The 13,703-nt window shown below is 70.6% G+C and carries 12 protein-coding genes; 5 read left to right on the top strand and 7 right to left on the bottom strand.

The features are described from left to right. Window positions 1-22 precede the first annotated feature (22 nt). The 6 genes from OM076_RS19155 to OM076_RS19130 form a co-directional block, all read right to left on the bottom strand. A complete protein-coding gene (locus OM076_RS19155; protein ID WP_270041655.1) occupies window positions 23-4,141 on the bottom strand; it encodes a ThuA domain-containing protein in 4,119 nt (1,372 codons plus the stop codon). A 128-nt stretch (window positions 4,142-4,269) separates the two neighbouring features. Next, on the bottom strand, window positions 4,270-4,905 hold the full coding sequence (locus OM076_RS19150) for a response regulator (RefSeq protein ID WP_270041654.1): 636 nt from the start codon (window positions 4,903-4,905) through the stop codon (window positions 4,270-4,272). Next, window positions 4,902-6,074 (bottom strand): ATP-binding protein, encoded by a 1,173-nt coding sequence (locus OM076_RS19145; RefSeq protein ID WP_270041653.1) that lies wholly within the window; start codon window positions 6,072-6,074, stop codon window positions 4,902-4,904. Before OM076_RS19145 ends, OM076_RS19150 begins: the two co-directional genes overlap by 4 nt. After that, window positions 6,071-6,247 carry a LiaI-LiaF-like domain-containing protein gene (locus OM076_RS19140; protein WP_270041652.1) on the bottom strand — a complete coding sequence of 59 codons (177 nt, stop codon included), beginning with the start codon at window positions 6,245-6,247 and terminating at the stop codon, window positions 6,071-6,073. Before OM076_RS19140 ends, OM076_RS19145 begins: the two co-directional genes overlap by 4 nt. Then, complete coding sequence (locus tag OM076_RS19135; RefSeq protein ID WP_270041651.1) at window positions 6,244-7,290, bottom strand: PspC domain-containing protein; 1,047 nt, start codon at window positions 7,288-7,290, stop codon at window positions 6,244-6,246. Before OM076_RS19135 ends, OM076_RS19140 begins: the two co-directional genes overlap by 4 nt. Before the next feature lie 459 nt (window positions 7,291-7,749). Continuing rightward, window positions 7,750-8,964 carry an aldehyde dehydrogenase family protein gene (locus OM076_RS19130; RefSeq protein WP_270041650.1) on the bottom strand — a complete coding sequence of 405 codons (1,215 nt, stop codon included), beginning with the start codon at window positions 8,962-8,964 and terminating at the stop codon, window positions 7,750-7,752. Window positions 8,965-9,131: 167 nt separating this feature from the next. Between OM076_RS19130 and OM076_RS19125 the strand changes: the two genes are divergently transcribed. From OM076_RS19125 to ku (OM076_RS19105), 5 genes are all read left to right on the top strand, one after another. Next, window positions 9,132-9,410 carry a hypothetical protein gene (locus OM076_RS19125; protein ID WP_270041649.1) on the top strand — a complete coding sequence of 93 codons (279 nt, stop codon included), beginning with the start codon at window positions 9,132-9,134 and terminating at the stop codon, window positions 9,408-9,410. A 98-nt stretch (window positions 9,411-9,508) separates the two neighbouring features. Next, on the top strand, window positions 9,509-10,846 hold the full coding sequence (locus OM076_RS19120) for an alpha/beta hydrolase (protein ID WP_270041648.1): 1,338 nt from the start codon (window positions 9,509-9,511) through the stop codon (window positions 10,844-10,846). Further along, window positions 10,843-11,370: a nitroreductase family protein gene (locus OM076_RS19115; protein WP_270041647.1), complete on the top strand. Its 528-nt coding sequence runs from the start codon at window positions 10,843-10,845 to the stop codon at window positions 11,368-11,370. Before OM076_RS19120 ends, OM076_RS19115 begins: the two co-directional genes overlap by 4 nt. Before the next feature lie 18 nt (window positions 11,371-11,388). After that, on the top strand, window positions 11,389-12,153 hold the full coding sequence (gene ku, locus OM076_RS19110) for a non-homologous end joining protein Ku (RefSeq protein ID WP_270041646.1): 765 nt from the start codon (window positions 11,389-11,391) through the stop codon (window positions 12,151-12,153). 3 nt (window positions 12,154-12,156) lie between these two features. Beyond that, the gene (ku, locus tag OM076_RS19105; RefSeq protein ID WP_270041645.1) at window positions 12,157-12,945 is read left to right on the top strand and encodes a non-homologous end joining protein Ku; all 789 of its coding nucleotides are present in this window, start codon (window positions 12,157-12,159) and stop codon (window positions 12,943-12,945) included. Here ku (OM076_RS19105) and OM076_RS46190 read toward each other — a convergent pair. Next, window positions 12,934-13,650 carry a helix-turn-helix domain-containing protein gene (locus tag OM076_RS46190; RefSeq protein ID WP_270041644.1) on the bottom strand — a complete coding sequence of 239 codons (717 nt, stop codon included), beginning with the start codon at window positions 13,648-13,650 and terminating at the stop codon, window positions 12,934-12,936. The genes ku (OM076_RS19105) and OM076_RS46190 overlap by 12 nt on opposite strands. Window positions 13,651-13,703 lie beyond the last annotated feature (53 nt).

Here is a 13,703-nt window from a genome sequence, read left to right as displayed (position 1 = left end):
AGGAGGCCGACCTTAGCCATCGCTACGGCGTCGTCGTGCTCAGCGTGAACGTGAGCGTCTTCGAGTACGCCCCCGTTCTCAGCGCGTCGGTCGCCTTGATCTGCTGCTTGAACGTGATCGCCACGGCCTCGTTGGACACCGGTGCCGACCAGCTCGACTTCGAGAACGCCACCTGGAGCGGCTCGGGCAGCGAGAACGTCCCGTTGGTCAGGTACGCCGGGGCCGGCGCGACCGTCAGCGCCGCGTCACCCGCCGTCGAGATGACGTTGGCGGTCGTCGACGCCGTGTACTCCTTCGCCAGGCCCGGCGTGAAGGCCCCGAACGTCGCCGGCACACCCAGCGTCAGCGCCAGCGTCGCCGGCACATTGCCGCCGACCGTCCCCGGCACCGTCGGGAAGAAGCCCGGGTCGATGCCGACACCCGCGCCGCTGAACTCGATCCAGCTCAGGTTGCCGAAGCCGTTCGCCGGAGCGCCCGCCCCGGCCACGGCGCGGAACACGAAGAACAGCCGCTGCGTCCCCGAGTAGTTGAGGTCGAAGGTCTGGCTCGTGTAGGTGTTGTTGTTGACGTTGCCCGTGGACTTCAGCGTCACCGTCTGCACGATCGGGCCGGTCTGGCTGCCCGTGCGGATCTCGACCGCCGCGCGGTCCGCGCCGGCCGGGTTGGTGGCCGACCCGCCGCCGAAGCGGAAGGTGATCTTCTTGTCGACGTTCTGCAGGTTGTAGGAGCGGTTGAGCGCGATCCAGTCACCCGGATCGAGGCTCGAGCGCACCTGTCCGCCACCCGGGTCCGCCTCGCCCGCCGGAACCGCGGCCACCGTGGTGCCGGACTCCTGCTGGACGTACTCGGCCTGCTGGCGCTTGATCTGCACGACGTGCTGCTTGACCGTCGTCAGCGGCGGAGTCGAGCCCGCGCCGCCCTTGTCGGTGTACTCGACGCTCACGCCGCCGGCGATGTAGCCGCCGTGCGAGGCGTCCTCGGCGAGCGTGTCCAGCCAGCCCGAGCAGCCGAGCTTCTCGTCCTCGCCGTGACCGTGCTGGTCGTGGATCAGGACGAACGTGGTCTTGACCTTGGAGCAGTCGATCGAGGCATCCTCGGCGTCGGTGACCGTGACGCGGTACGGGATCCGCTGACCCCACTCGAAGAAGTCACCGTCGGTCGGGATCTGGATCGTGATCACCGGCGACGTGTTGCCGACCGTGATCACCGTCGTCTTGACGTCCTGTGCGCCGCTTGAGTCCTTCACGGTCAGCTTGGCGGTGTAGACGCCCGTGGCGGTGTAGGTGTGGGTGGCGTTCGGCGTCGTGGCGTCGGTGGTGCCGTTGCCGTCGAAGTCCCACGCGTAGGTGAGCGCGTCGCCGGGGTCGGCGTCCGTCGTCCCGGCCGAGGAGAACTGCACCGTCAGCGGAGCGGGGCCGTCGGTCTTGTCCGCGGTCAGCACGGCGCTCGGCGCGCGCTGGCCCTTGACGTACTCCCACTTGTACATGCCCGCGTCCGGGTTGGCGGCGAAGAAGCCGTCACCGTAGGTCAGCAGGTAGAACGCCCCGTCGGCACCGAACTGCATGTCGTTGGGGTTGTCGCACTCGAACGGCTGGGTGCGATTGGCCTGCACCGCGCCGCAGTTGAGCAGCTGGTTGATCTTGAAGACCTTGCCCTGCGAGTCGAGCTTGACCTCGCGCAGCGTGTCCTGGCCGAACTCGCCCAGGAACATCGAGTTGTCGTAGTAGGGCGGGAACTTCTTCGGGTTGGTGTTGGCGGCGTTGAAGTGGTACTTCGCCGCGCCGTGCGGCGCGACGCCGCCGGTGAACAGCTCGGGGAACAGCCGCGGGCACTGGGTGGTCCCGGAGCCGTTGTAGTACGCCAGGCACGGCGTGCCGAGCAGCGAGCCGACCGTGTTGTCGCGGTAGGAGTACCAGAGGTCCGGCTGCACGATCGGCGGGGCGTACTCGAGGCCGGGCTCGACCGTCGGGCCGCCGTCGCGCACCCAGCGCGACGTGTTCTGCGGGCCCTGTGCCGGGTTGCCGCACTCGTAGGCCTGCGGGGTCGCGTCGAGCGGACGCGAGGTGTTGAAGTTCCAGCGGTAGTACGGCAGGTTCGGGCTGTAGCAGAGCGGCCAGCCGTAGTTGGACGGCTTGGTCACGATCTCCACACGGCCGGTGCCGGCCGGGCCGCGGAAGTTCTCGGGGACGTTGGAGTCCGGCGAGTAGTCCGTGATGTAGGCGACGTCGTTCTCGTCGACCTGGATCCGGTACGGGTTGCGGAAGCCCATCGCGTAGATCTCGGGACGGGTCTTGGGCGTGCCGACCGGGAACATGTTGCCCGCGGGGATCGAGTACGAGCCATCCGCGTTGACCTTGATGCGGTTGATCTTGCCGCGCAGGTCGTTGGTGTTCTGCGAGGTGCGGCGGGCGTCGACGAACGGCGCCTGGTAGAGGTTCGGCAGCTGCGCGGTGGCGACCGCCACGGCCGCGCCGGTGCCGGTCAGGCCGCTGATGTCGGCCGTCAGTAGCGCCACGTCCTGCTGGGCGAAGACGCCGTCGAAGATGACGGTCTGGTTCGCCGTGTTGATGGCGTTGCCGGTGACGTTGATGTCCTGATCGCCGATGTTGCTCAGCGCCTCGAGCGCGGCGCGGGTCTGCGCGGCGGTCGCGTTGTAGGGGATCGGCGCCGTGGTCTGGCCGTTGAAGGTCAGCGTGAAGGTGCCGCCCGTGGCGTTGTTGACGCGGACCGTCTGGGTCTCGGACGTCTTCATGTCGTTGTGCGGCGAGAAGCCGCCCGAGTTGCCGCCGCCGGCGGGCGTGTCGTCGCCCGTGACGAACCAGAGGTTGTTGTTCTTGTCGAAGTCGATGTCGCCGGCGACGTGGCAGCACGCGCCGCGGTTGTTGGCGACCTGGAGGATCTTCTGCTCGGACGCGAGGTCCAACGACGGGTTCTCACCGTCGACGAACTTGAAGCGCGAGAGCTGGAAGTAGCCCGCCCAGGTGTCGGTCCAGACGCAGGGGTCGGCCGCGGTCGTCGGGGCCGAGCCCGTGGGCGTCGTCACGTCGGCCATCGTGCCGTCGCACTTCTTGATGCGGACGGTCGGCGGCGCGTAGTACAGGTACACCCACTTGTTGGTGGCGAAGTCGTTGTCGACCGCCGGGCCGTAGAGGCCGTCCTCGGAGTTGGTGTAGACCGGGATCGTCGCGATCACCTTGGTCGTCTGGGTCGCCGGGTCGTGCAGGCGCACCGTGCCCGCGCGAGCGGTCTGGATGATCCGGCCGTCGGGCAGCTGATCGAAGCCGATCGGCTCCTGCAGGTTCGGCGGGGCCGAGATCTTGGTCTGCTGATAATTGGCGAGCACGGTCGCGCCGCAGTCGCTGTAGACCGCGTCGGCCTTGCCGGCGGCCCACTGCACGGCACCGCTGAGGTGCTTGCGGAAGTCGGCGTCGGCGAAGCCCTCGGCGGTGTTGCCCAGCGCCGTGTAGAACGAGCGGCCGCCCTGGTAGTCCTTGCACCAGACGACCGGGTGGTCGTTGGTCAGCGGCGTGGTGAGCGCCATCGTGTTGCCGCCCGTGTACGTGTTCTCGTCCACGGTCGCGATCACGTGCGAGATGCCGCGCACGTTGTCGGCGAAGTTGTACCAGCGGTCGGTGCGCTGGTAGCGCTCCGGCAGCGCCTTGCCGCCGGCGGCGTGTCCGCGGTCGGCGACCTTGACGGTCGCGAGCTGCGCGTTCGTCGGCTCGCCGCTGGCGCGGGTGCCGAGGATGTTCGTGAAGAACGCGGAGCCGGGCTCGGTGGTGATCGCCGAGCCGATGCCGAGGAAGCCGCCCCCGGCGCGGAAGTACTTCTCGAACGCCGCCTCCTGGGAGGCGTCGAGCACGTCGCCGGTCGTGTTCAGGAACACGACGGCCTTGTACGGGGCCAGGCCCGCATCGGTGAACTTGCTCGCGTCGGCCGACACGTCGAACGTCGCCTCGGGCGGAGCCGAAGCCTGCAGGGCGGCCACACCCTCAGTGGCCCCTACAGTCGCGTTCTTGGTGAAGACGAGGACGCTGTAGGGGTCCGCGGCCTTCGCGGACGCAGCGTCGACTGAGGCGACGAGTGGCAGGACGGCGCATGCCGCTGCCAGCCCGGCACGCCGCCAGGTTTTACGACCCATCTAGGACTTCTCCCCCTTTGGTCTGTACCTGGTCCTAAGCGCGCACCGTTAGAACCAGATGAGAACTTCTTCCGGAGCACTATCCCCCAGAAGTCCCAAAGATGTCAAGAAGATGAGAGCCGGAGTACTCAGTCGACGAGGCGGCGCTGGACCGCCCAGCGCGAGAGCTCGTGCCGCGAGGAGAGCTGCAACTTGCGCAGCACGGCCGAAACGTGGGCCTCGACGGTCTTGGTCGAGATGCCCAGGCGGGCCGCGATCTCTTTGTAGAGGTAGCCGCGGGCGATGTGCCTGAGCACCTCGCGCTCGCGGGCGGTGAGCTGGTCCAGCTCCGGGTCGACCTCGGCCGGGGAGAGCGTGGCAAAGGCGTCGAGCACGAAGCCCGCCAGGCGCGGCGAGAAGACCGCGTCGCCGTCGGCGATGCGCTTGACGGCGTCGGCGAGCTCGGTGCCGGAGATCGTCTTGGTCACGTACCCGCGCGCACCCGCCCGGATGATCGCGATCACGTCCTCGGGCGCATCGGAGACGCTCAGGGCGAGGAACCGCTGGGCGGGCCGCTTCTCGCCCACCTGCCGGATCACCTCCAGGCCGCCGCCGCCCGGCATGTGGACGTCGAGCAGGACGACGTCGGGCTCGAGCTCGAGGATCCGGGTGACCGCGTCCTCGACGGTCGGGGCGTCGCCGAGCACGTCGACGAGGCCGTCGAGCTCGGCGCGCACGCCGGCGCGGAAGAGCGAGTGGTCGTCGACGATCACGACGCTGGTCATGGCTCCAGCACCAGCTCGACCTCGGTCCCGTTGCCGGGGTTCGAATGCACCGTCGCGCGACCGCCGTGGCGTTCCATGCGACCGATTATCGAGTCCCGCACGCCGCGGCGGTCGCCGGGCGACGTCTCGGGGTCGAATCCCGGGCCGCGATCGCGGATGAAGACCTCGACACGGCCGTCCTCGACCTCGGCGTAGAGCGAGATCGGCTCCGGGCCCGCGAACTTCGACGCGTTCACGAGCGCCTCGCGGGCGGCGGCCACGAGCGCGGCGGAACGCTCGTCGAGCGGGCCGTCGCCGACGGTCACGACCTCGATCGGCACGTGGTGATCGCCCTCGACCTCGGCCGCGGCGGCCTCCAGCGCGCCGGCCAGCGTCGCGGTGCCGGCGGGGCGGGTGTTGTTCAGCCACGCTCGCAGCTCGCGCTCCTGGCGGCGGGCGAGCGCGGCGACCTCGCGCGGGTCGTCGGCGCGCTTCTGCACCAGCGCGAGCGTCTGCAGCACGGAATCGTGCAGGTGGGCGGCGACCTCGGCGCGCTCCTGCGAGCGGATCCGGGCGGCGCGCTCGGCCGCCAGGCCGCGCACGAGGCGGATCCACCACGGCGCGAGGATGATCGTCACCGCGACCAGGACGACCGCGACCGGCAGGACCACGTCGCGGGCGGTGGCGAGCGAGTCGTTGAGCGAGAGGAACAGCAGCGCGCCGCCGATCACCAGCGCGGCGCCGGCACCGGCCCGGTTGACCGCCTCGCGCGGGAGGGCGGACCGTTGCGCCTTGGCCTCGGGCGCGAGCTGCGACTGGCGCCAGATCAGCGCGCCGCCGGCCGCCGCGATCACCGCGGGCCAGATGATCTTGTCGCCGAACCACAGACCCCAGTTGCGCAGCACGAGGACCGCCGCGAGCGTCAGGCAGCCCATGCCCGCGGCCACCAACCAGGTGTCGCGCCGGTTGAGCAGGCGCGACACGACGGGCCGCTCGGGCCCTTCGGCGGGGATCAGCGCCCAGCCGATGATGTACAGCGGGATGCCCACGCCGCCGGCGGCGAGCGTGAGCACGAACCCGATCCGGATCAGCATCGGATCGATGCCGAGGCGGGCGGCGAAGCCGGAACACACGCCGGCGATGTAGCCGTGGGTCGGGTCGCGCCGCAGAGGGACGGGCGCGGCGCTCATCCGCTGAATCCCGCCGCCACGAGGACGGCGCCGATCGCGGCGAGCACCGCCGGCGCCATGTAGTCGAAGCGGACATCGATCGTTCCTGTGCGGTCGAGCAACAGGAGCGTGCCGAGGGCGATCGTCACCAGGCCGGCGACGATCAGGGTGCGGTCGGCACGCCGCCGTTTCACGCGCAGACCGCCGCGTTGTCGATCTGGAGGTGGCCGACGCCGATGTCCGCGTTGACGTGCAGGCGGGCACGCGAGGCGGGAGCGGCGGAATCGACGACGACGTCAAAGCCCTGTCCGGCGCGGTGCGGGATATCCGCGGCGCCGACGCCGATCTGCGCGTCCGTGGTGACGCAGGTGCCGCTCGGAACGCGCAGCCGCGCCTCGCCGATGCCCAGCCGGACGTTGACCTGCGCCGTCTGATCGGACAGGTCCATCCGGCGCAGGTCGAGGTCCATCTGCCCGACGCCGAGCTTGTACTCCGGGCGCAGGTCGGCGACGGTGCGCGGGGCGTACTTGCGCTCACCCACGCCGCCGCGCAGGTCGATGTCGGCGGCGGAGACGACGGCGAGCGGCATGATCAGCACCACGACCGGAAGGATGAGCCATCGCGGCCCGCCCAACAGGCCGGCGGCGATCAGGCCGAAGCCGGCGACGATCGCGATGATCGCCATCGCCGTGCCGCCGCCGATGGCCGCGATCAGCCCCACGCCGGTCGCCGCGCCCAAGGCGGCGGCGGTGGCGATCAGGGCCAGCGTGGCGCGCGCGATCGCCTTCGCGGGGTCGTCCTTGATGCTGCTGCCCCACCCGCGGTAGACGAGCAGGATGAGGACGGTGCACGCGGCGACCCCGAACAGGCCGGGGCCGAAGAGGAAGGCCGACGGCTTCAGCGTCGAGACCGCGGCGATGGCCAGGACGGCGGTGACGACGATCGTCGTCACGCGCGAACGGCCTGCCATCCAGGCCGGCTCGCCCGTGTCGGTCGGCAGCAACAGCCGCAGGGCGATGTAGGCGAGGATGCCGATGCCGCTCACCAGGGTCGCGGCGGCGAACGCGACGCGGAAGATCACCGGATCGATCCCGAAGTAGCGGCCGAGACCGCCGGCGACGCCCCACACGTGCTTGTCGGTCGTCGACCGGGTCAGCTTGCGCTCGACGAAGTCTTCGGGGCCGGGAAGCGGGTCCTGCGGGACCATCTGGGGCTCGGGGTCACCTGTGGCGGGCATGGTCCACAGGCTGCCGGTCGCGGGTCGATCCCACCATTGGGGATCACCCTAGGTGACCCTAAGGAATCGCCCTAGGGACGAACGTCAACTGCGCCGGGTGGGGGAGGGGGAGTGGCGCGCCCTCCGGGTCTGACTCGCCGTGGACCCGCTCGGTGCGCGGCTCTGTTGGCTCGAATCGCCGTGCTGGGATACCGACAGTTACGGGCGTGGTGCTGACACCCCGATCCGCGCCGGGCCTTGCGGTGATCGGTTTCGGCGAGCAACGAAGTCATGCGCGAAGGGGGTGCGTCCGGAATGTTGCCTGTGGGGAAACATTCCGGACGCACCCCACCAGCGCGCCAACTCGACCAGTGCGAACCTGATCGAAACCCGCGATCTGTCTGTCAAACGCGCACGGTCAACCACGGCGACCCGGGACAGCGCGAGCGCGGGAAACACTGGCCAGCCCACGCCCGCGCTCTACGCGAGGTGGACGACCTTGGTGCGCGTGACGGCGTCGAGCAGCTCCGGCTCGGCCGCCGCTCGACCCGCGCGGAAGACCGTGTTGATCGACACTGTGCGGGCGGTCAGCTCGCGCCAGGCGCGGCGGGCGTGGGTCTGGAGCGGCGTCAGCACGCTCACGAGGCCGAGCCGCTGCGCGCCGAGCATCGCGTCGAACTCGTCGGCGACCCGGATCGTGACCACCGGTCCGCGGGTCTCCCCGCAGTGCACCAGCGCGTCGTCGGGGGCGCCGGAGAGAACGGTCGGCGGATAGAAGAAGCCCACGCGGTTCAGCGGCTCGCCGCCCGCGTGCAGCTCCGCCCCGGCGTAGACCGCGTCCTGGACCTGGCGGTGCACCCACTGGCGGTGGTCGCCGTCGATCAGCGGCCCGAGCTCGGTCTCGGGGTCGATGCCCGGGCCGAGCCGGAGGTGACTCGCCCGCAGGGTCAGCGAGGCGAGGAAGGGCTCGGCGAGCGAGCGGTGGACGTACACCCGCTCGACCGAGCCGCAGGACTGGCCCGCGCCGGCGAAGGCGCTCGTGGCGACCTGCTCGGCCGCCCAGCCGGCGTTGACGCCCGCGTCGACGATCGCGAGATGGCTGCCCGCGGCCTCCTCGCCCGGGCGCATCACGAGATCGACGCCGATGTGGGTGCTGAGGGGCCGCGCGGCGCGCTCGTCGCCGTGCAGGAGCTGCAGGATCGGGCCGAGGTCGAGCAGCTCGATCATCCGCTCGGCTGCCAGCGGCGCCTTCGCCGAGGGCTTCAGGACGACCGCGTTGCCCATCACCAGCGCGGCGCCGATCACGCCGCAGGCGGCCGCGAGCGGGTCGCACCAGGGCATCAGGATCGCCACGACGCCGCGCGGGTCGCGGAGCACGAGGTCTCCGCGAGGCGGGCGCCCGCGCTCCAGCGGCCCGAGCTCGGCGTAGGTCTCGAGCGCGCCGATCCCCGCCTCGACGCCGCCCAGCGAGTCCGCCAGCGGCGTCCCGGCCTCGAGCGTCTGCATCGCCGCGAGCTCGCGGGCGTGCTCGCGCAGGCGCCGCGCCGCGGCCTTCAGCAGCGAGCCGCGCGCCTCCGGCGTGGTCCGCCCCCACGCGCCCTGCGCGGCACGAGCCGAGAGGACCGCGTGGTTGGCCTCGGGCACTCCGCCGGCGGGGATGTGGCCGATCGGCTCGCCGCTTGCCGGATCGATCACCGCCAGTTCAGGAATTCGGCTCCCAATGCGCGATTCGAGCAACCTGAACTTTTGCGTACCCGTCGAACCGCCCTCGAACACTTGTGGAGTCCGGCTTTATACGGGCCAGTTCAGCCCTTCAGTTTCGTTCCTCATGTGACGAAGACTCCGGCCAGGGACCACGTGTCATGACCAACGAACGCACACAGGCCTACGGGCGCGTTGTACAGACACTCGACGAGATCGGGGCTACCAAGCTCCTGCCCGCCGAGCAGGCTCGCATTCGCGACGCCGCCGACATCCTCATCTTCGCCAGCGACCTCGACGAGGTTCGAGAAGCGCTGCGCGACATGGGCGACCTCGCCGAGCACCTGCTCGCGAGCGGCCGCTGGCTCGAGGAACGCGTCGACAAACTGGCCGCCGACCTCCTTGCCTGCGGTCCCACCGCAGTCCCCGCCGCCGCTTGAACATAAAGGGGGTCTGACCCCCTTTACATAAATGGGGTCAGACCCTCTTTAGGTTTCGGGAGGGCGACGGAAGACGGGCGCAGCGGACATGAAGGGGTGTGCGCCGCCTTCTCGTGCTGGTCGTGCTGGTCGCCGGGTGCGGCGGGTCAAAAGTCGCGGCGCCGGTGAATCCGCGCGCCACGGCGGCCCCCACCGCCACACCTGTGCTGACCGGGGCGGCGAAGTGCGGGGAGGCGACGTGCTCAACGTTGCGGGTCCCGCTCGACCGGGCGCGTCCTGATGGCGAGATGCTCGCGCTGAAGGTCGCGGTCGAAGGCCCGACGGATGCGCCGGTGTTCGTGTTCCTCAGCGGTGGCCCGGGCGAGCCGGGCGTGCCGTTTCTGGCGCGCGCCCGCAAGTGGCTCGGTCCGGTGGCGAAGCGGGTCCGGATCGTCGCCGTCGACCAGCGCGGCACGGGCGCGGACGCGCTCGACTGCCCGGCGCTGCAGCGGGAGATGGGCGCGTCCGATCTGTCGCCGCCGACGCAGGACGCGGTCACGTCCTGCGCGTCCAAGGTCGGCGAGAAGCGGCAGTTCTTCACGACCGCCGACACCGTCGACGACCTCGAGGCGCTGCGGGTCGCGCTGGGCGCCGACAAGCTCATGCTCGACGGCATCTCCTACGGCACCTACGTCGCGCAGCGCTACGCACTCGCGTACCCGCAGCGGGTCAAGGCGCTCGTGCTCGACAGCGTCGTCCCGGCGGAGGGCGTGAGCCTGCTGACGCTGACCCAGATGCAGGCGACGCGGCGGGTGCTCGGCCCGGAGCGCACCAAGGCGCTGGCCAAGGTCGTCAAGGACCAGGGCAACGGCCCGGAGCTGCTCGACCTGCTGACGTCGCTCTCGGTCGGCAAGCCCCGCGACGACGGCTACCTGAAGGCGATCGACGCGGCGAGCAAAGGCGACGACGCCTCGCTGAAGCGCTGGATCGCCGGCGTCGGCAAGTACGTCCACGGGTGGACGGCGAAGCAGCTCAGCCAGGGGCTGCACGCGAGCACGCTGTGCGCGGACTCGCCCGGGCCGTGGGGAGACGCCGCCACGCCGCTGGAAGGCCGCCAGAAGGCGCTCGACGACGCCGCCGCCAAGCTCACCGACGCCGACCTCTACCCGTACGACCGCGAGACCGCGACCAAGAACGGCTTCGCGCTGCAATGCCTGTACTGGCCACCGGTCGCCGTGCCCAAGCCCGACGGCCCGCGAGACCTCCCGGACGTGCCGACGCTGCTGCTCAACGGCGACCGCGACCTCTCGACGCCGTACGAGTGGGCGCAGCAGGCGGTCAAGCACGCACCGGGGGGCACATTGATGATCGTCAAGGGCGCCGGGCACGACGTCCAGGACCAGGGCGACCGCAAGGCGCTGGCCGCGGTCCGGCGGCTCGTAGCATCGCCCGGGTGAACACGACCGCCTTCGACGACCTGATCCGCACCCGCCGCACGCACAAGGCGTTCGGCCCCGACCCGGTTCCAAGCGACGTGCTGCTCGAGCTCTTCGAGCTGGCGCGCTGGGCGCCGAACCACCATCTGACGGATCCGTGGCGCTTCCGGGTGCTCGGCCCGAACGCTCGCGAGAGCCTCAAACGGGTCGCCGAGGCGGCGAAACCGGGGAGCGGGTCAAAGCTCGATCGCGCCCCCACGCTGATCGCCGTCAGCGCCAAGCAGACCGGCGACGCCGCCCAGGACCAGGAGGACGTGCTCGCCACCGCCGTCGCCGCCTACATCGTGCTGATGGGCGCCCACGCCCGGGGCCTCGCCGGCTACTGGCGCACCGTGCCGGTGATGGAGAGCGCGGAGGGCCGCGCCGCGCTCAGCCTGCCCGGCGACGAGCTGCCGATCGGGCTGCTGCACCTCGGCGACCCGCGCCAGGAGCAGCGCATCCCCGACCGCGCACCGGTGAGCGAGATCGCGTTCTTCCTCGAATGATTGGGTAGCCCTTGGCGCATGGCCCCGCGCTCGATCTGGAACGGCACGATCGTCTTCGGGCTGGTCAACGTCCCGGTCAAGGTCTACTCGGCGACCGAGTCCAAGAGCATCCACTTCCATCAGGTCCACCTGTCCGACGGCGCGCGGATCGAGCATCGCCTCGTCTGCCCCAAGGAGGACAAGGAGGTCCCCCGCGATGAGATTGTCAAGGGCTACGAACTGTCCAACGGCTCGTTCGTAGAACTTGCAAAGGACGAGATCGCCGCCGCCGCCGGCGAGCGCTCGAAGCTGATCGACGTCGAGCACTTCGTCGAGGGCGAGGCGATCGATCCGGCGTTCTACGACAAGACCTACTACCTCGGCGCCGGCGACGACGGCGAGGACGCCTACCGCCTGCTGCGCAAGGCGCTAGAGACGTCCGGCAAGGTCGCGATCGCCCGCTGGACGTTCCACGACCGCGAGCGGCTCGTCGCCGTCCGCCCGCTCGGCAAGATCCTCTCGCTGCAGACCATGAACTTCCACGACGAGGTCGTGGAGGTCGACGACCTCGACCTGCCGAGCCCGCAGCGCAACCCCGCCGACCGCGAGATCGAGATGGCGGGCAAGCTGGTCAAGTCGCTGGCCGCCAAGTTCGAGCCGGAGACCTACGAGGACACCTACCGCGAGGCCGTCCTCGCCGTGATCAAGCGCAAGGCCAAGGGCGAGGAGATCGTGGAGGAGCCCGAGGAGACCAAGCAGCAGGACACCGACGACCTGATGGCGGCGCTGGAAGCGAGCCTGTAGGCGATGCCCCGCCCGATCTGGTCCGGCTCGCTGAACTTCGGCCTCGTCAACGTCCCTGTGCGGTTGCTGAGCGCGACCCGCGACCTCGATCTGCACTTTCGCCAGCTCCATGCCAAGGACGACACGCCGGTCGAGACGCGGCGGATGTGCAGCGAGGAGGACGTCGAGGTCGCCTACGAGGACATCGGCAACGAGTACGACGGCGTCATCCTCACCGACGCGGAACTGTCCGCCGCCGACCCCAAGAAGACCAAGACGATCGAGATCGAGGCCTTTGTCAAGCTCGAGGAGATCGACCCGATCTACTTCGATCACCCGTACTTCCTCGTGCCGGCGGGCGAAACCGACGGCACCGTCCGCGCCTACCGGCTCCTGGCCGAGGTGATGGGCCGCACCGACCGGGTCGCGCTGGGCCGCTTCGTCCTGCGCACCAAGGAGTACCTGGTCGCGATCCGCGCCCGCGAGCAGGCGCTGACGCTCTCGACCATGCGCTTCCACGACGAGGTCCGCCCCACCGACGGCATTCCCGGCGCCGGCGGGCGCACCAAGAAGGCCGAGGTGGAGCGCGCGCTGAAGATGATCGACGCGATGACCGTCGAGTGGGACCCGGCCGGCTACGAGGACGAATACCGCAAGCGCCTCCAGGCGATCGTCCGCAAGAAGCGAAAGGGCGGCGAGATCACCGCGCCCAAGGAGGACACGCAGGCGGCCGCGCCCGTCCCCGACCTGATGGCCGCGCTCGAGGAGACCCTCGACCGCCTCCAGAAGGGCGAGCCGGTGCTAAACGGGTGAGCCGTTGCGGTGGTGATCCAGGACCGGCGGGTCGCCGGAGAGGATCCAGTGGCGGCCGGAGCGGCGCAGCCGGCCTTCCTCCGACAGGCGGGTGAGGGCGCCGGAGACGGACGGGCGGCGCGCGCCCGCCAGGTGGCTGAGCACCTCGTGGGTGAGCGGCAGGTCGAGGTGCACGCCGTCGGGGTGGACCTTGCCGAAGCGATCCGCGAGGTCCCAGAAGAGCATCCACAGCCGCTCGTCCAAGCGCGGCTGCTGCGCGATCGCCATCGCCACCACGAGCCGGACGGAGCGGCCGAGCGCGCGGCCGGCGAGCTCGGCGCCGAGCTGCGGCCAGGCCGCGGCGCGGGCGGTCCAGCGCGGGTCGAGCACGGCGACGCGCGTGTTCGCGACGACGCGGAACGCCCACTCGACCTCGAGCGTCGCGTCACCGCCGTCGTGCTGCCACGGCCGCAGCAGGTCGCCCGGGCCGAGCAGCTCGGCCGCGTGACGGCCTTCGATTCCCGCCCGCCGCAACAGCAGGCCCTCGTAGACGAGCAGGCCGAAGCCACCGCGGAAAGAGTCGGAGTCGATCGGCGTCTGCCAGGAGCCGACGTCGAGCTCCAGCGTGGCCGCGCCGGTCGCCTGGCGCGCCTGCGCGCGCTGGTCGAGCGGGATGAGCTCAGCCAGTGCGGGATCGACTTCGAGCACACTGACCGGGTCACTCACCTGTCCGGTTCTAGCAGCACCTCGCCACAATGGGCCGAGGATGAGGCCCGGAC

It is taken from the genome of Solirubrobacter ginsenosidimutans (assembly GCF_027587205.1).
Note: the sequence above shows the minus strand (reverse complement) of the source record. Positions and strands in the feature narration are given on the sequence as shown.